This window comes from Roseibium polysiphoniae, assembly GCF_014842925.1.
GTDB classification, from domain to species: Bacteria; Pseudomonadota; Alphaproteobacteria; order Rhizobiales; family Stappiaceae; genus Roseibium; species Roseibium polysiphoniae.
In genome coordinates, this window is sequence record NZ_JACYXJ010000006.1 from 298,598 (window position 1) to 320,494 (window position 21,897).

At 57.1% G+C, this 21,897-nt stretch carries 20 protein-coding genes; 9 read left to right on the top strand and 11 right to left on the bottom strand.

The genetic code is table 11. The features are described from left to right. Positions 1–332 precede the first annotated feature (332 nt). Positions 333–548 carry a DUF2093 domain-containing protein gene (locus IG617_RS17160; protein WP_192110463.1) on the top strand — a complete coding sequence of 72 codons (216 nt, stop codon included), beginning with the start codon at positions 333–335 and terminating at the stop codon, positions 546–548. Between the two features lie 21 nt (positions 549–569). Here the strand turns inward: IG617_RS17160 and lpxK are convergent, their stop codons facing one another. Genes lpxK through IG617_RS17190 form a run of 6 tightly spaced genes read right to left on the bottom strand, consistent with a single transcriptional unit; the run spans position 570 to position 6,043 of the window. Further along, positions 570–1,598: a tetraacyldisaccharide 4'-kinase gene (lpxK, locus tag IG617_RS17165; RefSeq protein WP_192110464.1), complete on the bottom strand. Its 1,029-nt coding sequence runs from the start codon at positions 1,596–1,598 to the stop codon at positions 570–572. Continuing rightward, positions 1,595–2,902, bottom strand: a complete 1,308-nt coding sequence (locus tag IG617_RS17170) for a 3-deoxy-D-manno-octulosonic acid transferase (protein ID WP_192110465.1) — start codon at positions 2,900–2,902, stop codon at positions 1,595–1,597. Before IG617_RS17170 ends, lpxK begins: the two co-directional genes overlap by 4 nt. Then, positions 2,895–3,593 carry a lysophospholipid acyltransferase family protein gene (locus IG617_RS17175; RefSeq protein ID WP_153770855.1) on the bottom strand — a complete coding sequence of 233 codons (699 nt, stop codon included), beginning with the start codon at positions 3,591–3,593 and terminating at the stop codon, positions 2,895–2,897. The genes IG617_RS17170 and IG617_RS17175 overlap by 8 nt, the downstream gene beginning before the upstream one ends. 32 nt (positions 3,594–3,625) lie before the next feature. Continuing rightward, a complete protein-coding gene (locus IG617_RS17180; RefSeq protein ID WP_153770854.1) occupies positions 3,626–3,865 on the bottom strand; it encodes a DUF4170 domain-containing protein in 240 nt (79 codons plus the stop codon). 35 nt (positions 3,866–3,900) lie between these two features. After that, complete coding sequence (locus IG617_RS17185; RefSeq protein ID WP_338110019.1) at positions 3,901–4,707, bottom strand: 3'(2'),5'-bisphosphate nucleotidase CysQ; 807 nt, start codon at positions 4,705–4,707, stop codon at positions 3,901–3,903. Further along, positions 4,700–6,043 carry a TldD/PmbA family protein gene (locus tag IG617_RS17190; protein WP_192110466.1) on the bottom strand — a complete coding sequence of 448 codons (1,344 nt, stop codon included), beginning with the start codon at positions 6,041–6,043 and terminating at the stop codon, positions 4,700–4,702. The genes IG617_RS17185 and IG617_RS17190 overlap by 8 nt, the downstream gene beginning before the upstream one ends. 354 nt (positions 6,044–6,397) lie before the next feature. Between IG617_RS17190 and IG617_RS17195 the strand changes: the two genes are divergently transcribed. Together IG617_RS17195 and IG617_RS17200 are read left to right on the top strand one after the other, a co-directional pair. Continuing rightward, entirely contained in the window at positions 6,398–6,991 is a 594-nt protein-coding gene (locus IG617_RS17195) for a DUF6101 family protein (RefSeq protein ID WP_192110467.1), read from the top strand. Between the two features lie 142 nt (positions 6,992–7,133). Beyond that, on the top strand, positions 7,134–8,357 hold the full coding sequence (locus IG617_RS17200) for a GGDEF domain-containing protein (RefSeq protein WP_192110468.1): 1,224 nt from the start codon (positions 7,134–7,136) through the stop codon (positions 8,355–8,357). A 17-nt stretch (positions 8,358–8,374) separates the two neighbouring features. On the opposite strand, the gene ubiA is transcribed toward IG617_RS17200, so the two are convergent. The 3 genes from ubiA to IG617_RS17215 are packed head-to-tail and all read right to left on the bottom strand — an operon-like array spanning position 8,375 to position 11,162. Beyond that, positions 8,375–9,328 carry a 4-hydroxybenzoate octaprenyltransferase gene (gene ubiA / locus IG617_RS17205; protein ID WP_254170599.1) on the bottom strand — a complete coding sequence of 318 codons (954 nt, stop codon included), beginning with the start codon at positions 9,326–9,328 and terminating at the stop codon, positions 8,375–8,377. 49 nt (positions 9,329–9,377) lie between these two features. After that, the gene (locus IG617_RS17210; protein ID WP_192110470.1) at positions 9,378–10,637 is read right to left on the bottom strand and encodes a GGDEF domain-containing protein; all 1,260 of its coding nucleotides are present in this window, start codon (positions 10,635–10,637) and stop codon (positions 9,378–9,380) included. A gap of 60 nt (positions 10,638–10,697) precedes the next feature. Then, entirely contained in the window at positions 10,698–11,162 is a 465-nt protein-coding gene (locus IG617_RS17215; protein WP_192110471.1) for a GNAT family N-acetyltransferase, read from the bottom strand. Between the two features lie 185 nt (positions 11,163–11,347). On the opposite strand from IG617_RS17215, the gene purD reads away from it, so the two are divergent. The 6 genes from purD to IG617_RS17245 all read left to right on the top strand — a co-directional run bounded on the left by purD (position 11,348) and on the right by IG617_RS17245 (position 19,784). After that, the gene (purD, locus tag IG617_RS17220; RefSeq protein ID WP_192110472.1) at positions 11,348–12,622 is read left to right on the top strand and encodes a phosphoribosylamine--glycine ligase; all 1,275 of its coding nucleotides are present in this window, start codon (positions 11,348–11,350) and stop codon (positions 12,620–12,622) included. 92 nt (positions 12,623–12,714) lie between these two features. Then, positions 12,715–13,626, top strand: a complete 912-nt coding sequence (locus IG617_RS17225) for an alpha/beta fold hydrolase (RefSeq protein WP_338110020.1) — start codon at positions 12,715–12,717, stop codon at positions 13,624–13,626. Between the two features lie 519 nt (positions 13,627–14,145). After that, complete coding sequence (locus IG617_RS21705; RefSeq protein ID WP_192110473.1) at positions 14,146–17,364, top strand: EAL domain-containing protein; 3,219 nt, start codon at positions 14,146–14,148, stop codon at positions 17,362–17,364. A 100-nt stretch (positions 17,365–17,464) separates the two neighbouring features. Then, entirely contained in the window at positions 17,465–18,313 is an 849-nt protein-coding gene (locus IG617_RS17235; RefSeq protein WP_192110474.1) for a patatin-like phospholipase family protein, read from the top strand. A gap of 118 nt (positions 18,314–18,431) precedes the next feature. Then, complete coding sequence (locus IG617_RS17240) at positions 18,432–18,776, top strand: hypothetical protein (RefSeq protein ID WP_202981261.1); 345 nt, start codon at positions 18,432–18,434, stop codon at positions 18,774–18,776. 192 nt (positions 18,777–18,968) lie between these two features. Next, positions 18,969–19,784 carry an MBL fold metallo-hydrolase gene (locus IG617_RS17245; RefSeq protein ID WP_192110475.1) on the top strand — a complete coding sequence of 272 codons (816 nt, stop codon included), beginning with the start codon at positions 18,969–18,971 and terminating at the stop codon, positions 19,782–19,784. Positions 19,785–19,816: 32 nt separating this feature from the next. Here IG617_RS17245 and rsmD read toward each other — a convergent pair whose 3' ends face one another. Further along, complete coding sequence (gene rsmD / locus IG617_RS17250; RefSeq protein ID WP_192110476.1) at positions 19,817–20,371, bottom strand: 16S rRNA (guanine(966)-N(2))-methyltransferase RsmD; 555 nt, start codon at positions 20,369–20,371, stop codon at positions 19,817–19,819. Further along, on the bottom strand, positions 20,368–21,843 hold the full coding sequence (locus IG617_RS17255) for a pseudouridine synthase (protein ID WP_192110477.1): 1,476 nt from the start codon (positions 21,841–21,843) through the stop codon (positions 20,368–20,370). The genes rsmD and IG617_RS17255 overlap by 4 nt, the downstream gene beginning before the upstream one ends. Positions 21,844–21,897: the final 54 nt, after the last annotated feature.

Genomic DNA, 21,897 nt, shown 5'->3' on the forward strand with positions numbered 1-21,897 from the left:
TGTTGCCTGCCAGCCAGACCTTCTCATCTGCAAGGACCTGGCTGATGACGGTCTCCGCTGGACCGATATCTCTCACTGCACCGCTCGGAAGGAAGAACTCATGTCTTCTGCAAGGTCACAGCTACCGGCCTGGGCGGTCGTCATGGCACGTTGCAGATATCTCATCGGGCGGGACGGCAGAAGTCTGCAGGTGTTCTAGAGCAAGCTTCCACGCGGCAACCTCTACCTTTGACGCTTGCCCTTGCATAAGTGAATGCATAGGATCGCGCCAGAAACTGGGCACGGCGACGATAAACGGCCTGCTCGAGAGACCTGAGACCGGCGATAAGACCATGATGAACCGATATGAAAACCCGCGCATTCCAAGTGAAGCCCGCGTGCGCTTCCTCGATGGCGATTACCAGGTGGAAACGCCAGGCACATTTGTTCGTTGCGCAGTTACTGGATCAGCCATTCCCCTCGACGAACTGAAGTATTGGTCGGTAGAGCTTCAAGAGGCCTATGTGGACGCAGTCGCTTCCTTGAAGCGCTACAAAGAAACACACTGAGGCTCACCGGACAGCAACAACTCAGGCGCCCTGTTTGAAGACGCGTGACCGGATGCTTTCGCGGATGATGCCGACGAGCCTGTCTTCATCATCGATTTCCATCGCGACGCTCAGCACCTGTGTTCTGGCGACGAGCCAACGAAAAATCTCGTGTCGCGCAGATTGAAGCCGCGCCATGTCCTTGGCCGTGGTGACCAGTTGAAGGTCTTCGGCTTCGGCGGCTTTTAGCAAAGTTTCCGCTTCAGATTCGGTAAACTCATGGTGGTCAGCGAAAGACAGAGTCTTGGCGACGTCGAGCCCTTCTTGACGCAATGTATCAAAGAACTTGGCCGGCCGACCAATCCCTGCGAAGGCACACAGAGGCCTTTCTCTAAGTTCGTCTTGAACGGCAGCTCTTAGACGCGCATGGAACATGGGCAGCGCCTTGCGGGCAGCCATGTGAACCACCTCGTCGTCCGCATCGCCGTCGCCAACCCGAACAAGAACGTCGGTCTTGACCATTTGCACGTCCATTGGTGCTCTCAACGGCCCCGCCGGAATGCAATGACCATTTCCGAGCCCGGTTGACGCATCCACGAGTGCGATTGACAGATCTTTTTCCAGTGCAGGGTTCTGAAACCCGTCGTCCATGATCAGAAGGTCGATGCCCTCGCCTTCTGCACATTCCGCGCCGTCCAGGCGATCTGCGGAAACGACCGTTGGCAGTTTGCTCGCAAGCAAGAGAGCCTCGTCTCCAACCGCCTCTGCATCATGAACATTCAGATCGACCGACAGAGGACCTTTTGCGCGTCCGCCGTAGCCCCTTAGCAGAAAACCCGGGTTATATCCTTCGGCAGTCAGGCGTTCAGCGAGACGTAAGGCGAATGGTGTCTTTCCGACACCGCCGAGCACAAAATTGCCAATGCAGATAACGGGTATATTGGCACTGCCGCGCGGCTTCTGCAGCATGCGTCCGCCGGAGATCCGGCCATAAAGGAATGACGGCAAGATGAGCAGAAATGCCTGCCAGCTCCATCCTTTGCGCCACCAAAAGTCTGGTGCCTTCCTCATTGCCCCTCGCCCCCCGTATCCGCCGCGCCTGACGGTGGCAGATAGGGTCGCAGGAAGGCAAGCGTCCTTTGGAGTGCACCACGCCCATTCTCGATAATCTCGCGTGCGACCTCGATCTGGCGGTTTCTCTCTGCATGGTCCTGCATAAGCCCGGCCACCGCATCCGAAAGCGCATCCGCCTTGTCTACCCGAAGCGCACCACTGGCCTGCCACAAGGACTTGTAGACAGTTCGTGCGTTCGCCACCTTTGGGCCCGTGATGATCGCCGTTCCGAGGCTCGCGGCCTCAACAGGATTGTGGCCGCCCACCTCGACAAACGAACCTCCGAGGAAGGCCACGTCAGCGACCTCGTAAAACAGGCTCATTTCACCAAGGGTGTCGCCGAGATAGACTTGGGTGCTGGGAAGGATGCGATCGCCCACGCTCCTTCGAACCCCGTTCAACCCGATCTGCTCAATCGCCTTAAACACCTCCACAGCGCGTGCGGGGTGTCGTGGAACGAGCACCAGAAGCAAATCCGGGTTCTTGTCCAGCAATGCGCGATGACCGACGAGGACAATTTCCTCTTCTCCTGGATGGGTCAAAGCCGCCAGCCAGACCGGGCGTCCTTCAAACATGCTGGACAGGTTGCGAATACGCTCTGCCTCAGGGCGCTCCGGCATTGCGTCGAACTTCAGGTTCCCGGGCTCCTCGACGACCCTGCAGCCCAACGTTCTCAAACGCCGTGCGTCAGCCGAACTTTGTGCAAGGACCAGATCAAGCGCCTGGAAAATGTGGTGTGATGACTTGGGGAAACGTGACCAGTTTTTGAAAGACCCCTCCGACATGCGGCCATTTACGAGGCAAAGCGGACAGTCTCGCCTGCGCAGGCTTTCAAAGCAGGCAGGCCAGATCTCGGATTCGACCATGATCGCCAGATCAGGCATCCAAGCGTCCAAAAAGCGATCCCAATAGTCCTGATTGTCGAACGGTGCATATTGATGGAAGGCCCCATCCGGCAGCCGCTTTGCGGCAATCTCTGCCGCTGTCCTCGTGATGGTGGTCAACAAGACGCGCTGATGATCCGCGGTTAGTGCCTCGATCAATGGCAGCACGGAAATTGTTTCGCCGACGCTTGCTGCGTGAAGCCACACGAGCGGTCCGCTTGGCCGGGCAATGCTGGCGAAACCGAATTTTTCTCCCGACCTTTCGGGATCATCCTTGCCACGCCGACACCGGAGCAGATGAACGAGCCTATAGATTGGCGCGGCCAGTCGTGACAGGACCAGATAGAACGTTACCGGAAACGGGCAACGTTCAGCCATCGCTGCGCCCCACCAACTCATAGGCCCGCCGGGTGGTCGCATTCAATCCCGCTTCAACTTCCTGGCGCGATGCTTCCAAAGCGTCATCATCGGCGTCGGAAGCAACATGGATCAACTCACCAAGCACGATCGCGCCCCGCCCGAACGGCAAGTTGATGCTGGCCTTGTCCCAGGAATTCAGCTCAATGCTGCGACTGGTTGCGACGGCGACGGGCAAGATCGCACGGCCGGAATGACGCGCGATTTGAACGATTCCTGGACCAGCAACCCGTGCGGGGCCCTTAGGGACATCTGCGGTTAATGCAACATTGCCGCCGCCACGCAGAACCCGCATGGCTTCAATGAAGCCACGCATGCCGCCACGCTTGGAAATCTGATGTGCCTTCTGGCTGCCTGAGGCGCGGATCAAACCCAGACCCAGTTTCTCTGCCGCAATCGCATTGATCTCGCCGTCAGCGGACCTTGAGATCATAACGCTCACTGAATAGCCTTCGGGCCGAATGAACGGCGCCATGAAATGCTGACCATGCCACATGGCCACGATGACCGGCAGATCACCATCGATCTGGTCGTAGACATCAGGCGGATCCACGACAAAACGGTTCGTCCTGCGAACGAACTTCAGATATGCCGCCAGAAGAGTGCCGACAGTCCTGAGAACAACAGGGTGACGGCCGAGACTTTTAAGCATCAACTAGATGTCCGGTGAACTTGGGTCAGTCCTCAGCTGGTGGCTTCAGGATCGAGCAGACGGTGCATGTGCACGATGAAATAACGCATGTGCGCGTTATCAACTGTCGCCTGAGCCTTGCCCTTCCAGGCTGCATAGGCTTCAGCGTAATTCGGATAGATCCCAACGACGTCCAGGCCTTCAAGGTCGCGGAAGGTCATGCCGTCGGGGCTTTCAAGTTCTCCACCAAACACCAGATGAAGGAGCTGTTTCGGCTCTTGGGCTTCGCTCATTTCTCAGATCTCGCAGGTTCGAGTTGCGTCGCTAGTCAGCCCACCAATCGGGACAGCAGCTCGCACACCGGGGAGACAAGGCGCTCAGGTGCTGCGATCAATGCGGGGTGGCGCGTTACAGCTTGATTGTAGCGCACGCCCTGTCCAGACAGGTCGGTTAATCTGCCGCCCGCTTCCTGCACCAAAAGATCAGCCGCCGCAAGATCCCAGTCACTTGCCGAGCCGCGTGCGGCAGCGACATCCACCCGGCCTGCGGCCACGAGCGCAATGCGATAGGCCAGCGAACGTATGTTCGCAGAACGCTTAAAGCCTGCGTTCAAAACGTCCTTGTTGGCAGCGATTGAATGCGGACCTGTGAGGCTCGCTCCGAGAATACTGGCCTGCCCGGATACCTCAAGCGCCTCGCCATTGATAAAGGCTCCTTTGCCTGCAATTGCAGTGAACATTTCCTGACGCACCGGACTATAGACCACGCCCGCGGTCGGGCGCCCGTTCTCGACAACTGCCAACGCGACTGTCCACTCGTCACCGCCGGCCAAGAACGCACGCGTCCCGTCGATCGGATCAACAATGAAAACACGCTGGCATTCAAGGCGGTCGGAATTGTCGGTTGTTTCTTCCGAAAGCCAGCCATAATCGGGTCGCGCAGCCAGGAGCACCTCGGCCAAATAGCCATCTACTGCCAGATCAGCTTCTGAAACGGGTGACTTGTTGTCCTTGAACCACGTCTTTGGATCTCCGCCAAAGAACGACAACGCGATCTCGCCCGCCTGTCTGGCGGCGCCTTCAAGCAGCGCGAGATCATCCATGCTGCCGGGAGCTTGTTCTGGTCCGTCATTCACCGGCAATGGCCAGTCCCTCAATCATGACCGATGGCGCCGCCACTGAATAGCGGGCATCGAGGTCACTCGCCGGCACCATGCGCCCGAACATGTCAATCAGATTGCCCGCAATGGTGATTTCGCTGACAGCCTGAACCGGCTCGCCATTCTCGAACCAGAAGCCTGATGCCCCGCGCGAATAATCGCCCGTGACGCCATTTACGCCGTGACCAATCAGGTCTGTGACAAGGAGCCCCTCCCCCAACTCCTTCATCAACTCTTCAGGCGTTTTTTCGCCAGGTGACAAAGTCAGGTTTGTTGCACCGGGAGAGGTACCGGATCCACCTCGGTTTGCGCGGCCATTGGGCTCCAATCCCAATTCACGGCTGGTGGCCCCGTCAAGGAACCAGTGTTTCAGGACGCCATCCTCAACCATATCGAGCGCCAGTCCTGTCGTTCCTTCCCCGTCGAACGGCCGGGTCGCGGCGCCACGGCGTTTCAACGGATCATCAACAATTTGAATCCCCGGTGCGAAAATCTGCTGCCCCATCTTCTCTCGCAGAAAGCTCGTCTTTCGTGCGATGGATGAACCGTTTACAGCCCCTGCAAAATGGCCGAGGAGGCTCTTCGCGGCGCGTGATTCATAGACAACATTTGCGGTGCGGGTTGAAATCTTCTGCGGGTTCAGCCGACGAACGGCACGTTCACCTGCGCGTCGGCCGATATCAGCTGGATTTTCCATGTCTTCCAGGAAAACCCGGTAATCATAGTCATAGTCGCGTTCCATAGCAGTGCCTTCACCGGCGACGGCGGTCATTGACAATCCGTGACGTGAACTCAGGTAGGATCCGGAAAAGCCATGGCTGGTCACCAGGACAATGCCAGCCAGTCTCCAGGACGCGCTGGCGCCGCCGGATTTCGTAACGCCAGCCACCGAAAGACCAGCCTCTTCGGCTTCCTTTGCCAAATCCGCAAGCTTGCCTGCGCGGACCTCGGTAGTGTCCAGCATTTCCAGATCAGGAAAGTTTTTAACGAGCCTGTAGGGTTCGGCGAGACCCGCGTAGGGATCTTCAGGCGTCACCTTGGCCATCGCGACGGCTCGTTCTGCAAGGGCCATTGGATCATCCAGAACGTTGGCAGATACAGAGGCTGTTTTCTTGCCAACGAAAACACGCAGGGTGACGTCATCGCCCTCTGCGCGATCGGTCTCTTCTACCTGCCCATCTCTGACATCAACCGAAAGAGAAACACCCGTGACAGCCACCGCGTCACAGGCATCCGCACCCGCCTTTTTCGCGGCGTCCACAAGCCGGGCTGCCCGGATTTCCAACTCACTCTGGTCGATGACTTCTGACATGTGCGTTCAAATCTCCTGCTGCCTGGCTTTCATAAGATGGTGAGACTCTGGAGGCAAGCGCGTCATCCACTGTCTCGGCTCAGCACCTATGAACCCTTGGAAAGGCATATAGATCATCCTGCGGACCACCCAAGCCGCGAAACGCAAAAAACTCGATAGCTGTTCCACAAGTCGTCGAAGACTTCCGACGTATCAGGGTTGATCAATCGTAAATCCAGCGGTGAGAAATAAGTAACCCTCTTTAAAATCAGATTTTTTTAACTCTGTACGTTAAGTGGATCACCACCTGTAGTCGCTACGTTGCTTTCATTCGCGAGACCTAAAAAAACAAACAAGGTCCGACGGAGAGGCAAATTGAGACGTCAAACAGCAGTAGACAGAGCAATGGAAGCCGGGGCGGGAGCAATAGCAGTTCCCGACCCCGGCCAACTGCCCGCAGTTTTCGAAACGCGGCTTTTCGATGTGGCCGTTGCTGACGAAACAAATCCGGTCGAGGTGAAACTCGACACACAGAACGTCAGCATCAGCCGATGGCGCGACGGTGGCCTCAAGTCGCTGATCGCACCGGTCCATACCTATTCCGGTGTCATGGTGCAGATCGAGGCATCGGACGTGCGGGGCGCGGTCGCGGCAAGGCTAATTCTGAAGCATCCGGACCCGCAGTTCTGCGTCATTCTGATCGAAACCGACAAGCCCGAACAATTGGCGACATCCTGGCCATCATGGTCGGCAGCGCTGAATTTGCCAATGCTGGTGTGCGACACCGGTGGCGCGGTCAAACCAATAGAAGCTTTCAGTGCCCGCCCCTGCGGAACGCCAGCTCCAAGACGCAAGTATCCCTTGCTGACCGGCCGGCGCCCTCGCTTCCTCGTCCGCCGCCGCATCGGCCAGACTGGAGCTCAGTTCAAGGTTTACAAGGGCGAGCGAGAGATCATCGCACGGGACTGATCCAGACCGGTTCCTGGCGCATTTTCGCGATGCCGGAGATCATTACGTATTTTTTACAGTATGGATTTATAATAGCGGACATAGAGATACCAACACCTTTTCACTCCTGCTTTTCCTTACTCGTCTTTGAAAGATGCACCTCATGTCCTTGGACGCGGCAACGCTCATCATCGCGATTACGATTGTCGAGTGGGTCGCAGCACTGCTGATTTTCCTCGTCTGGCGCGTGACACCGCACCAGACAGAAAGCAACAGAGACAGCATCTTCATCTGGGCACTCGCCTTCGCGTTCGCAGGTGTGGGCTCACTTTCGATCAGTCTGCGTCAGACATTTCCGGAAGACCTCTGCATCATTTTCGGCAACACATTCCTGTTTCTCGGACTTGGTCTTGGCCCTGTCGCTGTGGCCGCGCTCTGGAAGCAAGAGCGTCCGTATCGGCTGGCCGTGTTGCCAAGCATACTGTGGCTCACACTGTGTACAATTCCGGCGTTTTTCGAGACCTACGCTGCTCGGGCATTGTTCGTGCAAGCCGTTTTCATCTCGACTTCATGCTGGATTGCCATTCTTTGCTTTCGTCACAATCAGGAACGCTTGAATACCGCAAAATGGCTCGGCATCACCTCCACTTTGGATGCCGTCTATCAAACGGGCTACATGTTCGTTTCACACTTTAAATCCATTGGGTCTCTGACTGACTTTTACAGTGAAAGTGCGACCCAGATCTATCTTCTCCTGGTCCTGCTGACGGCATCGGCCAAGGTCATCTTGGTGTTCTCGTTGGTAATCGAAAAAGAACAGCGGCACTATCGCGACCAAGCCCACCGTGATTCGCTCACAGGCCTTGCCAATCGCAGAGCCTTTTTCGATGATGCCCGGCGCTGGCTGGCGGATCAGAGCGGATGGCCCAAGCCCTATTCCGTCTTGATGATCGACGTGGATCATTTCAAGCAGATCAATGATGCGCATGGTCATGCGACGGGCGATCGCATCCTTCAAACGCTTGGGGAAATCTGTGGCGACGGCCTGAGGTTAGGCAGTATTGCGGGGCGTCTGGGTGGAGAAGAATTCGCCTTGTTCCTGCCGGGCACAACGCCGCACAAGGCGATCATGCGCGCAGAACGCATTCGCGAACGCTTTGCACGTGAATCGCTGGCTGCCTCGAATGGCAAGGTCAGCGCCACGATCAGCGGCGGACTATATTCTGCGTCTTCGGGTCACGAGCCTCTGGACAGGGCGCTCGCCGCGGCCGATGAGCGCCTCTATCAAGCGAAGGCCAAAGGTAAGAACCAAATCGTCACCGACATTCTTGCCGATGCGGACATCCCTTCCAAAGTCGCTCAGCTCAATGCCGAAGAAGCTGCCTGACCGCACGCGCACTTGCGTCAAAGCCAGCGGATCAGCGCATCCAGGACAAAGCCGATAAACAGGATCCAGCCGTAGGTGGTGTTCGAGCGAAAGAGCTTGAGGCACTGATCGCCGTCGTCGATGTCGAGCACAATCGACTGCCAGAGCAGATGAAGCGCGCCGAGAGCAATGCCCGCAAATGCTGCCGGCCCTGCGTCAGCCAGCACCGCAGCCAAGGCGAACAAAAGGGTCGCCAGCGTGTAAAGCAGCAGCATTGCCGGTTTCGTCCAGGCGCCGAACAGGCGGGCCGTCGATTTCACGCCGACAAGGGCGTCATCTTCCTTGTCCTGATGGGCGTAAATCGTGTCGTAGCCAATCGTCCAGCAAATGCCGCCGGCATAAAGGATGAGCGGCGTCCAGGACAGCGACCCAAAGTGCGCAGCCCATCCCATGAGTGCTCCCCACGAGAACGCCAGCCCCAGGAAAAGCTGAGGCCAGTTTGTGACGCGCTTCATGAAGGGATAGATGGCCACCGGCAAAAGCGAGGCAAAACCCAGCAGGATTGTGAAGGTGTTGAACTGCAGGAGCACCAGAAGGCCGACGAGAGCCTGCGCGGCCAGAAAAATCTTTGCCTGACTTCGGCTGACCTGACCGGCTGGTATTGGCCGGGAGCGTGTGCGCTCCACCTGCGCATCAATGTCTTCATCGACCAGATCATTGTAGGTACAGCCGGCACCACGCATGGCGACAGCCCCAATCAAGAACAGGGCGATGTGCCAAGGATTGGGTCCAGGGGCCTCCGCCGCAATCGCCGCCAGCGACGCAGACCAACAGCAAGGCCACAGCAGCAACCACCAACCGATCGGCCGTTCCCAACGCGCAAGTCGTGCATAGGGCCTCGCCCAGGCAGGAAGCCGCGTGTCGACCCAATGACTCTTAACAGCGTCAGCGACGGGTCCCGTGTCTTTTGTACCGAAAAACATGGATTTCATTTACCGCGGGCAGCTTTCGGGCGCGAGCGATTTTTGACGGCTGATAAGCTCAGTCTTGCACCGCTGGGCCGCAGACACGGTTTCTGCCCATATGTTTGGCTCTGTAAAGACGCTGGTCGGCGGTTTGGAACAGAGCCTCAAGGCTATCGCCGTCTTCTGGCGCGCTTGCGACCCCAACGCTGACCGTAACCTTTTCAGGCAGATAGATAATACTGAACTTCTCGATCAGCTTGCGGATGCGCCCTGCCATTCCCATCGCCGCTTCCGGCGCGAGACGGTCACACAAAAGCACAAACTCTTCTCCACCAAAGCGATAGAGGTGGTCTTCAGCCCTCAAGTTTTCGTTGAGAAGGCCTGCGATGGCCTTCAGCACCTCGTCTCCAGCCTGATGCCCGAGCCTGTCATTGACCAATTTGAAGTGATCGATATCGATGACCAGCATGGTGATGGACCGGCCTGCCGCGAGGCTCTCCTGCAGGATTTTTGGACCGTTGAGATCATAGCTTCTGCGATGGTGAACGCCTGTCAGGTGATCCCGGCCCGAGGTTTCGAGAAGGTCATAATAGCGTTCGCGGTAAGTCAGAACATGAAAGACGTCCCGAAAGGAGCGATGCGTGAGCCACTTGGCCTTTTCATCGAAGAACCGAAGGTAGGTGACAAAGAAACCGGTGTAGAGGAGCGTCGCGACCATTTTTGCTGCCCAACCGCCGAAGAACACGCTGAGAGGCGCCCCTGATACGTAACGAAGGGCAAGGTAGAAGCCAGCCTGATCAAAGGTGAGAACGACTGCCCCACAAACAAGAAACCTCCATCCCAGATGCCGACCGAAGGCGTCTCCGATGCGCTCGTAAAGTACAATGATTGCGATGGCATCGATGAAAAGGAGGATCGTGCCCCAGACCATCAACCATCCCATCTCATCGACAAAGCGGATGTCCGGAACGCGATCAGGTATAACCGACACGGTGTCGTGGCTGCGCAGGATCATCACCAGCGCGACAATCAGAAAGTTGCCGATCAGGAGGCCGTAGATGGGTTGACGGACAACAAGCGCATCCTCGCGGATGTACAGCAGCAAGATCATTAGCAGCTTGCCCGAGAACAAGATCGTTGAACCGGGAGAAATGATGCCGAAAGGCAGCTCGATGTAGAAGACACTGGCGAGGTAGGTCTCAAGGAAGTGCATCACGCCGAGCGCGCACATGAACACACCGATGCCGATGGAATGTCGAGCCTGAAGAAGGCTCATCATGACGGTGAAATAGACCGCGGCCTGCGCGATCAGCAAAAATGTGTTCGTGACAACCATGCCCCTTCTGTACCAATAGTGTATAAATTGACAAGGCAAACATTCGGTACAAGGAATGTTTTATTCCTCATCTTCAAGCGTCCGCGACCTCTTGAAGGCATTCAGAGGGTGACGTTCGAAATGCTCCAGCTCGAAAAGACGCTCAACGTGAGCATCACGACGTGTAAAAGACCAAACCGAGACGATACCGAACGCTTCCAAATCCTGAATCACTGCGCGAACCATGCGTTGTCCAAGTCCGAGGCGCCTGAGTTGAGAGCGTAGAAACAGGTCCTCGAAATGGGCGACACGTCCACCCTCGCGGACGGACTGACGAAAGAAAACCGTCGCGAAACCTGCCGGCTCCCCCTTGTAGCGAAACAGATAGATTCGCCCTGCCGCAGCATCGACGAGCAAGCGATTGAATTCGTCTTCCTGCTCATCTGAAACAGGCTGACCGCTTTCAAGGTAAGCTTCGCCCAAAAGCCGTCGCAACTCACGTGCTGACGAAGGGCCGCCCAAAAAAATCTCAAGAGAGCGTCGCACTCCAGTCCTCCCGCCCTTGCCGATTTGATTTGACTGCGCGTGTGAGTGGAAGGGCGCGGCCATCACCCCGCATCTCCATTGTCTGAAACCCTCACAACATGTTAGACCGCCGCGAAATTGATCGTTCGCTCGCAAGAGCGAGGACCGGCCAGTTGCCTGGCCACAGATTCGAGAGACTGCGCCCTATGAACGTTCTTCTGATTGGCTCCGGTGGTCGTGAACATGCCCTGGCCTGGGCACTTGCCAACTCACCGTTGCTCAGCACGCTCTACGCCGCGCCGGGTAATGCCGGCATCGGCCAGGTTGCAACTCTTGTTTCTCTGGACGCAACCGATCATGCCGCCGTGATTGAGTTCTGCCAGGAAAAGCAGATCGATCTGGTCGTTGTGGGCCCCGAAGCACCGCTTGTCGCCGGCCTGGTGGACGATCTGGAGGCTGCTGGCATCAAGGCATTCGGCCCCAGCAAGGCCGCAGCTCAATTGGAAGGTTCGAAAGCCTTCACCAAAGGCGTTTGCGACGAAGCCGATATTCCAACGGCGGGCTATGGCCGGTTCGACCAGAAGGAAGACGCACTCACCTACATTCGCGAAAAGGGTGCGCCGATCGTTGTCAAGGCTGACGGCCTGGCTGCCGGCAAAGGCGTTGTCGTCGCCATGTCTGAAAAGGATGCACTGGAAGCCGTCGAAGCGTGCTTCGACGGAAGTTTCGGCGAGGCTGGCGCTGAAGTCGTCATTGAAGAGTTCCTGGAAGGCGAAGAAGCCAGCTTCTTTGTCATCGTGGACGGCACGACCCCTCTCCCACTCGCGACGGCCCAGGACCACAAGCGCGCGTTCGACGGAGACACGGGCCCCAATACCGGTGGTATGGGGGCTTACTCGCCAGCACCGGTGATGAGCGAGGAGATGATCGAGCGCACGATGCGTGAGATTATCGACCCCACTGTTGCGACCATGGCCAAACGTGGAACTCCCTTCAAAGGGGTTCTCTATGCCGGATTGATGATCACGGCCGACGGTCCAAAACTGATCGAGTACAATACGCGCTTCGGCGATCCCGAGTGCCAGGTCATGATGCTTCGGCTGAAGGACGACATCCTCACTTTGATGCTCGCATCGGCCGAAGGCACTTTGAAGAACGTCAGTGCCAGATGGCACGACGATGTCGCGCTCACGGTGGTCATGGCAGCAAATGGCTACCCGGGATCCTATGAAAAAGGCACCGAGATCCGCGGGCTTGCCGAAGCGTCGTCAGATGCTGACGTGGAGGTTTTTCATGCCGGGACCAAGTCAAGCGATGGCAAGGTCCTCGCAAATGGCGGCCGGGTTCTGAACATCACCGCACGCGGCAAAACGGTGAAGGAAGCCCGAGAAAGGGCCTACGCAGCCGTCGGAAAGGTCGACTGGCCAGACGGATTTTGCCGAAGTGACATCGGCTGGCGTGCGATCGAGCGGGAAAGCTAAAGCCTCGCCGCCCTTTGTCGGCAAAGCAGCCTTGCGCCGCGAACCACGCCCGTGCACCCTCCTGCTCATCGGACTTCCACGGGAGGGAATACGTGTCAGACCCTGTTGTATTGCCGGAGCTTTTCCCCGGCTTTGAAATGCGTTGCATTGACTGTGATGGCTGTGAAATTCATTGCCGAACTGGAGGTGACGGACCGCCCCTTCTGCTCGTCCATGGCTATCCGCAAAGCCATGCGATGTGGCACCAGATCGCTCCCGATCTCGCCCAGCGCTTCACACTGATCCTTCCTGATCTTCCCGGCTATGGCCGAAGTTCCATTCCGGAACCAAGTGCTGATCATCACGCATATTCGAAGCGCGCCATGGCCAGCACGCTGCTCGTTCTCATGCGCAAGCTCGGGCATGAGCGTTTTCGATTGGTGGGGCACGATCGCGGCGCCCGTGTTTCCTATCGTATGGCGCTGGATCATCCAGACTGCGTCGAGCGGCTGGCGGTGCTCGATATCCTGCCGACCTATGACTATTGGCAGCGGATGGACCGGAATTTTGCCCTGAAGATCTACCACTGGGCATTTCTGGCGCAACCGGCTCCCTTCCCGGAAGAGCTCATTGCGGCCTCAGCAAGACGCTTTCTTGATCATACGCTGGCCAGCTGGACGGCTGACAAGTCGCTTGAGAGTTTTGGCGCGGAAGCGCTGCAACACTACCATGCGTTTTTCTCCCAACCGGACCGCATCGCTGCGACCTGCGAGGACTACAGGGCAGGCGCCACAATTGATGTCGATCATGATCGGCAGGACCTGGAAGCAGGAAACAAGGTGAAAGCGCCGCTCCTCGCCGTTTGGGGCGCCACGGGTATCGCGCAAGCGGGTGAAACACCTCTAGATGTCTGGGGGCGATGGGCCGACGACGTCTCGGGCGGTCCTGTCAAAGCCGGCCATTTCGTCACCGAGGAGAACCCCAAGGAGCTTCTTGGTATGCTCCTGCCGTTCTTAGAGCAGTAGGCGAACCTCCAGCGACGTGGTCCATGAACGGAGACTTCCGTTCCAAATTCTTAAGGAATCCAAGGTCTTTAACTTCCTTAGCTGCGTCGCCCAAGACGTGGACGAACCGCCCGTCGGTCACAAACCCTGCCTGCCTTGTCCACGCCCCAAACTCTAAGGGCGACAGTTGTTACATAGGAGATAAACCGTCGTTTACGCGACGGCATCTTCAGCTCTATGCACACATCCTTCTTGAGCGCTGCAAACAGAGGCGATGGCGTCTACAGGACAGTCAGTCACCGACGGCAAGAATGTGTCAGGGTCCCATTTCTAAGTACTTGGAATATCCACGCTTTTGCTAACAAATTAACATGAGGATTCAAGAGAAGTTAACTTGTCTCGACTAGCTTGACGCTGACCGAAGCTCGTGTTCTTGACGATTTGTGACGGCCCCTGCGCGAAAAATCAGGGATTGCCACTCTCCTCCAGACCGGCCGTTTCGGAATGGATGGCAGCGCGAGGCTGCACGAGGAGTTTGTAGTGGGCGTCAGAATTCAACCAGCTGAAGCCATCGAAAGCCGATCGGACGAAGAGCGCGGTTTTTCCGCGCGTCTCGACGCTATTATGCGCCACTGGAGCCGCAACGGCAGGCAGATCTCGAAGCCGCTCAAGGTCACATTCATCTGCTTTTTTGCCCTGACAGTCATCTCCTTGACGGGACTAAGGCTTTTCAGCGAATACCAGCACCTCACGCACCGCCTCGAAAAAACAATCGAAACGGCCAAGTCCTTTCTAAGCCATCAGCAGAAAATCGGAACAGACGGTCTGGAAAAAGGCCTGCTCGGACTTTCCGTCAATCAGCAACTGATCGACGCCTTTAAAAGCGATGACCCCTATGCGCTGCAGCAGGTGACCGCGCACCTGTTTCCGGAGATGACCGATCTACATCAGATCACGGAATTCAGCGTCTATAACTCGGATAAACATCGCATTATCAGCGCACACAAGGCGATTACGCGGCCTGATGATCAACCGAATTTCCTGCTTGGACTTGCAGCTGAGACGGAGAGCGTATCGCGTGGGCTCGAGCTTGGAGATAACGGAACGACGACCATTTCCGCTGTGAGACCCTGGAGCGTGGATGGCAGGTTTCTTGGTTTCCTAAAGCTCGGCATGGAAATTCGCCGCCCTTTGGTATTCATCGGCAGAACGCTTCAGGCCGACGTTATAGAGGTTCACAAGACGCGCAGCCTGATTCCCGGAACCGCGCCAGCTGATGCGCGAAACGGCTGGATCACTTTCGGCAATGTGGCGTATCGCACGGTAGGTGAGACTGAGCTCCCCCCTCACATCGGCCCCCTCGTTGAAAGCGATCTCGATCAGCTTTCCCGGTTCGACCGCATCGTTTTCGACGATGGCGCGGTAAAGATCGCCTATAGCTTCCCACTTTTGTTCGCGAATGGCGCAAGCAGCTCTCATCTTGTTTTGCTTCAGGACATTACCCCTCAGGCGAAAGCCTTTGTGCTCCATACCGGTATTTCGCTGCTGATTGCTGGCCTGATCGCCTTTGCCGCCTGGCTCGTTTTCAATTGCCTCGCACGCAACCTACAAGCTTCTGTCGTCAAGACCCGGCGCAAGCTGGAAGAGGAGGTCGAGGCCAATACCAACGCGCTGAAACACTCCCAGGACCGGTTGGTTGAGGCGCAAAAGATCGCGTCGCTGGGAAGCTGGGAACGCGACCTTCAGAACGGTTCGCTTTACTGGTCGAATGAAATGTACCGGATCGCCGGCCTGCCGCTCTCCCTCTCGTCCTTTGAAGCGCGTGAAGAGTTTTTCAAGCTGATCCCGCCCTGGCAACGCATGGCCGTCGAAACAGAGTTGGACCAAGCCATCCTGAAGTGCGGGCAGTTCAACTTCGAGCATCAGCTGATCCGGAAAGATGGCGAGACAAGGCATCTGCATGTCCGTGGCTATGTACAGGCCGGTGAAGATGGTGCCGCTGCAAAGGTGTTCGGCACGACACACGATGTGACCGAACACCACAACTCCCAGGAACGCAGCAAACGCCTAGCCAACATTCTCGAAGCATCGCTGAACGAAATCTACATCTTCGATCCGAAGACGCTGCTCTACCAACACGCCAATCAATGCGCACGCGACAACATCGGCTACTCGATGGAGGAGCTTGCAGATCTTCCAGCCTGGGAAGTTCTAGGCAACAATGACGAGCAGTTGCTGCGCGAAACCCTCCACCCTCTGCTTGATGGGGCGACGTCGCTACTCAGCCTGGAAGGCACGCATCGGCGCAAGGATGGCAGCGAATATCCGGTCGAAGTTCGCATCCAGCTTCACGAAACTCAGAACACCTCGTTGCTGGTTGCGATTTGCAACGATGTTACTGAACGGACTGCACGAGAGCGCGAGACACAAGCTGCCCGCCATGCGGCGGAACGCATCGCCTATTTTGATGAGTTGACTGGACTGCCCAATCGCGCAGCCTGCCAGAACGACGCCGCAGTCGCCTTCGCCGAAAGCAATGAGTCCAAGCCCGCGTTCATCATCCATATGGATATCGACAATTTCAAACGCATCAACGATACGCTTGGGCATAGTGCCGGCGATGCATGTCTGGAGGAAACAGGCGAACGACTAAGAACCTGCTGCATCGATCTGGGCAAAGGCTATCGTTGGGGCGGCGACGAGTTCGTCATCATTGCCGTCGATAGCGACGCCGACCCGGAGGAGCTTTGCCAGCGACTGAATATCGTCATGCGGGCGCCGATGGAGTTCGAAGGCAACCAAATCTGGCCATCCGTCAGCCTTGGCGTTGCCTGTTGCCCAAATGATGGCGAGGACTTTGCGACGCTTCTCGTTCACGCTGATCTGGCACTGTATCGCTCGAAGGACGACGGCAAGGATCGCTGGAGCTACTTCACCAGCGACATGAAGATTGATAGCGACGAAGAAGCACGAATGGAGCAGGAACTGCGTCACGCGCTGCGCCGCGACGAGTTCTTCCTGGTGTTTCAGCCGCAGGTCAACATCAGAACTCAACAGGTGACTGGGATTGAAGCGCTCGTGCGGTGGCAGCACCCGACGCGCGGCATGCTCGGCCCCGGCAGCTTTTTGCCGATTGTCGAAAAGACCAGCCTGGCGGCACCGCTGGGACAGGTGGTCATTGACAAGGCACTGGAGGCAGCAAGTATCTGGCAGGCATCCCAGCTGGACTTTGGCCGCATCGCCGTCAATCTGTCGCCCTCTCACCTCACCTCTGGAACCTTGCTCGACGACTTCAACAGCGCAATGGCCAAGCATGGTGTCCTTCCGGAGTTCATCACCGCCGAGGTGCTTGAATCTGTCTTCCTGGACAGCGAGCGCAGCAACAATTCCGAAGTCCTAGAAGAGTTGCACAATCTCGGGGTTCACATCGAACTCGACGACTTTGGAACCGGTTACGCATCCCTCTCGCATGTTGCGGATTTGCCGATCAACGGTCTCAAGATTGACCGTTCTTTCACCGCGCAAATCCTGACGGATGCGAAGAAGGAGATTGTGGTCAATCACCTCATCCATCTCGCGCGGTCGCTCGATATCGATATCGTCTGCGAGGGCGTCGAGACCGACAGCCAGTTTGATCGCTTGCGCATGATGGGCAACTTTTCGGTACAGGGATATCTGATTGCCCGGCCGATGCCGTTCGAAAATATCTCAAACTGGCTCACGTCCGCCCAGGCAGACCTGTCTTTCGGATTGGCCTGATGCGGCCAGTAGGCGTGATCGACTAGGTTCGCCGATCAGGGATCTTGGCAAAGCCTGACCGTCATCCCATTATAACCGGGGTGTCAAAGGAAATCAGATCATGAGCAAATTGCGCGTTGGCCTTGCACTGGGCGGCGGCGGCGCACGGGGTATGTCCCATATTCCTGTTCTCGAAGCTCTGGACGACCTCGGCGTCAAACCTCACGCGATTGCAGGAACGTCAATCGGCGCGATTTTTGGCGCCGCATATGCTGGCGGCCTGTCCGGTGCAGAAATCCGGGACATTGCCATGGAGACCTTTGGTGAGCGCAACAAGGTGCTTGCCTCCCTGTGGAAGCTGCGGCCTCGGAAACTTGCCGAACTTTTCGACGGCAACATGGTGCAATTTGATCCGCTGAAGGTCCTGCACGCATTCGTAGGCGACAACATTCCCGAGACGTTTGAAGATCTCTCAATTCCACTCAAGGTCCTTGCCACCGACTTTTACGGTGGTCGGGAAATAGACATCGAGAGCGGCCCGCTTATGCCCGCCGTCGCAGCTTCGATCGCGATACCGGCGATTTTCAAGCCGATCAAGCGGGAGGGCCGCATCCTTGTCGATGGCGGCGTCGTCAATCCGCTGCCGTTCGACCGTCTGCCCGACAGCTGTGATTTCATCCTCGCCGTCGATGTCGTTGGTTCGCCGGTCCCAAGACCGGGGCGGCAGTTGCCTACCTCAATGGATGCCCTGTTCGGCACCTCTCAGATCCTGATGCAGACAATCACCGCCGAGAAACTGAAAAGTAGATCACCTGATCTTTTGGTACGCCCCCCGGATGACAACATTCGCGTTTTGGATTTTCTCAAGACAAAACACATTCTGGATGTCGCCGCCCCCCTCAGCGAAACTGTCAAGCGTGGAGTTACTACTGCAATAGAAGCCCATGAACAGAACAGGAATTTTGAGTAAATACTCCTAGTTACTTTTCGGGATGCATTGATTTTTAATTTTAAAATAACTTGCTTTTAATTATTCGTTAATTAAATCAAACCAGTGTTGGGTTGATACAACACAAAGAGCACGCACAATGACCCATCAACTGACCTCTGAAGAGTTGGAAGAATGTCCGGTCGACGAGCTGACGTTCGCTCGGCTTGTTAGCGCCTCTCTCACTGCTGCAAGCGATCTGGCTTGCGCACTGCCCGATGAGGACAGGAGCCGTCTGGCGGTTTTCTGTTACCGTCGCACCCATCTAAGACGACTGGGCCTTGCTATTGCGGCCACATGCTCGAAGCGAGCACTCGTCGAGGAGAGCGGTCATGCGGGCGAATTGATCCACTTTCAGGCGCAGAACATGGAAGCAACGCTTGCGGGCGATCGCTATATGGCCCCGCGCCACGTTAAGCGCCCGGTCAGCCTTTACAACTGCTAGATCCATCCAGATATGGGTTTGGTACCTCCTCCCACCAGACCCCACCTGGCAACCGTTCCTTTCGTTTAGTCACCTCCCGGAACGGTTGCCAACTTCTACCTCCTTCACGTTTCGCCTCTGCCGCGAATTTGACCTTGCAATGCCCACGCGCAAGCTTACCATTTTGGAAGGCTGAAAAGCGGAGGGTATGCGATGTTTAATGCAGCACAATTCCCCAATTTCGTGAAGATTGCAGCGCTTGCTACGGTGGGGATTGTAGGGTTCATGCAGCCCGCAGCGGCTGTTTGCCAGCTCGTGGCAGAAAACGCTCCGTTTGCGCCTGTGCGCGTCAAAACAGCTCTTGCGCCACATGAAATTCAAATTCGCTATATCGGCCACTCGACATTCGAAATCGAGACGCCCCAAGGGGTGCGCGTCGCGACGGACTACAACGACAGCGTCCGTCCGGCCCAGCCGCCGACCGTTGCAACGATGAATGGGGCACATAGCACCCATTACAGCCTGATGCCCGATCCAGAGATCAAGCATGTCCTTCCTGGCTGGAACAAGGATGGCGGGCCCATCGACCATGACTTGATTGTCAAAGATCTCCGCGTTCGGAATATCCAGACGAACATCCGTGGCTGGGACGGGGAAAGCCGGCGGCTGGGAAATTCGATCTTCGTGTTTGAAGTGGCCGATCTGTGCATTGCCCATCTTGGACACCTACATCACAGGCTTACCCAGGAAGATCTTACGCGGCTCGGTCAGATCGATATTGTATTTGCGGCTATCGACAATTCATCGACACTCAGGCTGGAGAGCCTGATCGATGTTCTGTCTGCGATCTCACCTGCCATGGTCATCCCGATGCATTTCCACTTTCACGGTGCGCTCGAGGCGTTCATGGCCCGGGCAACAAGCGAAGGTTATGAGATCAAGATGGCGAAGGATCCTCAGCTGATCATCAGCCGGCAGCAGCTGCCGATCCAGAAAACAGCTTACATCATGATGCCTGGCGGGAGCTGAGGCAGGTTTACATTTCCGCCACCTATGCTCTTCTAGACGACCTTGAGAAAGAGGACCTGACTGTCTCCGACGACGCGGCGGTCGAGCTCTTCAAAGCCTTGGGGATGACTAACGTCAACACCTGCACGCTCCTCGACCACACAGACTGAGCCGGACTTCACCCAGCCGCCAGTGCCTGCAGTCAGCAGTGCCTTGTCTGCCATACCCTTCCCGTAAGGCGGGTCCGCAAACAAAAGATCGAACGGCTCGATGTTGCCAGCATCTCCCAGACGCGTTGCATCACGCCGAAAGATTTTCGCGACACCGTTCAGGCCGAGCGCTTCCATATTCCGTCTAATGACACCTCGTGCCTCTGCGCCCTCTTCGATGAAGGTGCAGTGGCGCGCGCCCCGGCTGAGTGCCTCCAGTCCGAGTGCGCCGCTGCCCGCGAAAAGATCAAGCACACGTGCGCCATCGACTTCAGTCTCCAGGCCATGAGCCAGTATGTTGAAGATCGTTTCGCGCAGGCGATCGCTAGTCGGCCGGGTGGCCTGAGTCTTGGGAGCGACGATAGCCGCTCCCTTGAAGCGTCCGGCAACGATCCTCAAGAGCGCTTGGCGCCGCGTGGCGGACGCCCTCCCCGATCGGGACGATCATCGCCGCCGCGACGATCATTGCGCTTTTCGCTCGTCATCCGGCTTTCCTGCTGCTTGTCCTCGACAAGCCCCTCTTCGCCCCAGATTTTGCGTGTAGGACGGTTCGGGCGGTCTTCTGACCGAAACTCAGGACGCGGCTTCGGCTCGCTCGTCATGCGAAAGCGGCTCCTTGGAGACACTTTCTCCTGCCGTTCGCCAGAATTCTTGCGCCGGTTTTGATCTCCTCCACGCCCTTCGGCGCGGCCGGGTCGGTCGCCTCTCGGCTTCTTATCTGACTTGGCCGCTTTGCCCTCGCGCTCAGTCATCCAGGAACCTTTGCTTCCCTTCTGGCTGGGAGCCTTACGCCCTTTGTCACGAGGCGACTTCTCGTCGTCTGGCTTGGCCTCATGGAAGATGGGAGCTTCAAAGTCGGCTCCGGCCTCTTCTGCGAGCTTCTCGCCAAGCTGGTCACGCAGGACACGTCCGCGAATTTCCCGCACGCCGCCATCTTCGAGGTCCATCAACTGGAACGGACCGAAGGAAAGGCGGATAAGACGGTTCACCGACAAGCCTAGATGCTCAAGCACGCGTTTGACTTCGCGGTTCTTGCCTTCGCGCAATCCGACCGTCAGCCAGACATTGTCGCCCTGTTCCTTGTCCAGTGTCGCCTCGATCGCACCATAAAGCACGCCCTCGATTGCAACGCCTTCGGCGAGGCTGTCCAACTGTTCCTGGGTAACCTTGCCAAAGGCCCGAACACGGTATCTGCGAAGCCAGCCCGTGGCCGGCAGCTCAAGGACGCGCGCCAATCCACCGTCGTTGGTGAGCAGCAACAGACCTTCCGTGTTGATATCCAGACGACCGACGGCGAGCACACGTGGTAAATCGCGCGGAAGCCGCTCGAACACGGTGGTTCTGCCTTCAGGGTCCTTATTTGTCGTCACCAGCCCCTTGGGCTTGTGATAGAGCCACAGCCGCGTGCGCTCGCGCATGGGGAGCGGCTTGCCATCGACAACTACATTGTCGCCGGCCGTCACCGTGATGGCGGGAGTCTCAAGTGGCTTGCCATTCAGCTCAACGCGACCGGCAGCAATCCAGGCTTCGGCATCACGGCGCGAGCAAAGTCCGGCGCGGGCCATCACCTTTGCAATCCGCTCGCCTTTTTCCAGATTAAATGAGGAAGCGACCTCGGAGTTCTCCGCCTTGGCTTGGGGTCGTGCACCGGCACCACGGTCCTTGTTGGGGCGTGGTCCCTTGTTCGGCGCCGATTTCGCGCCAAACTTGCGCGCCGGTTTACCGCCTGGACCGTCTCGTCGCTCGCCGCGCGGCTTCTCGGAAGGGTCACGTTCCGAGCGCCCGCCCGGCTTTGCACCGGAAAAACGCTTCTTGGGGCCGTCGGCCGAACCTGGTCCGCGGCGTTTTTTAGGAGGCTGTTCTTTCGTCATGATCGCGTCATAGCAGAGCCGATGGCTTTCGGAAATCAACAAGTACGAGGTTTT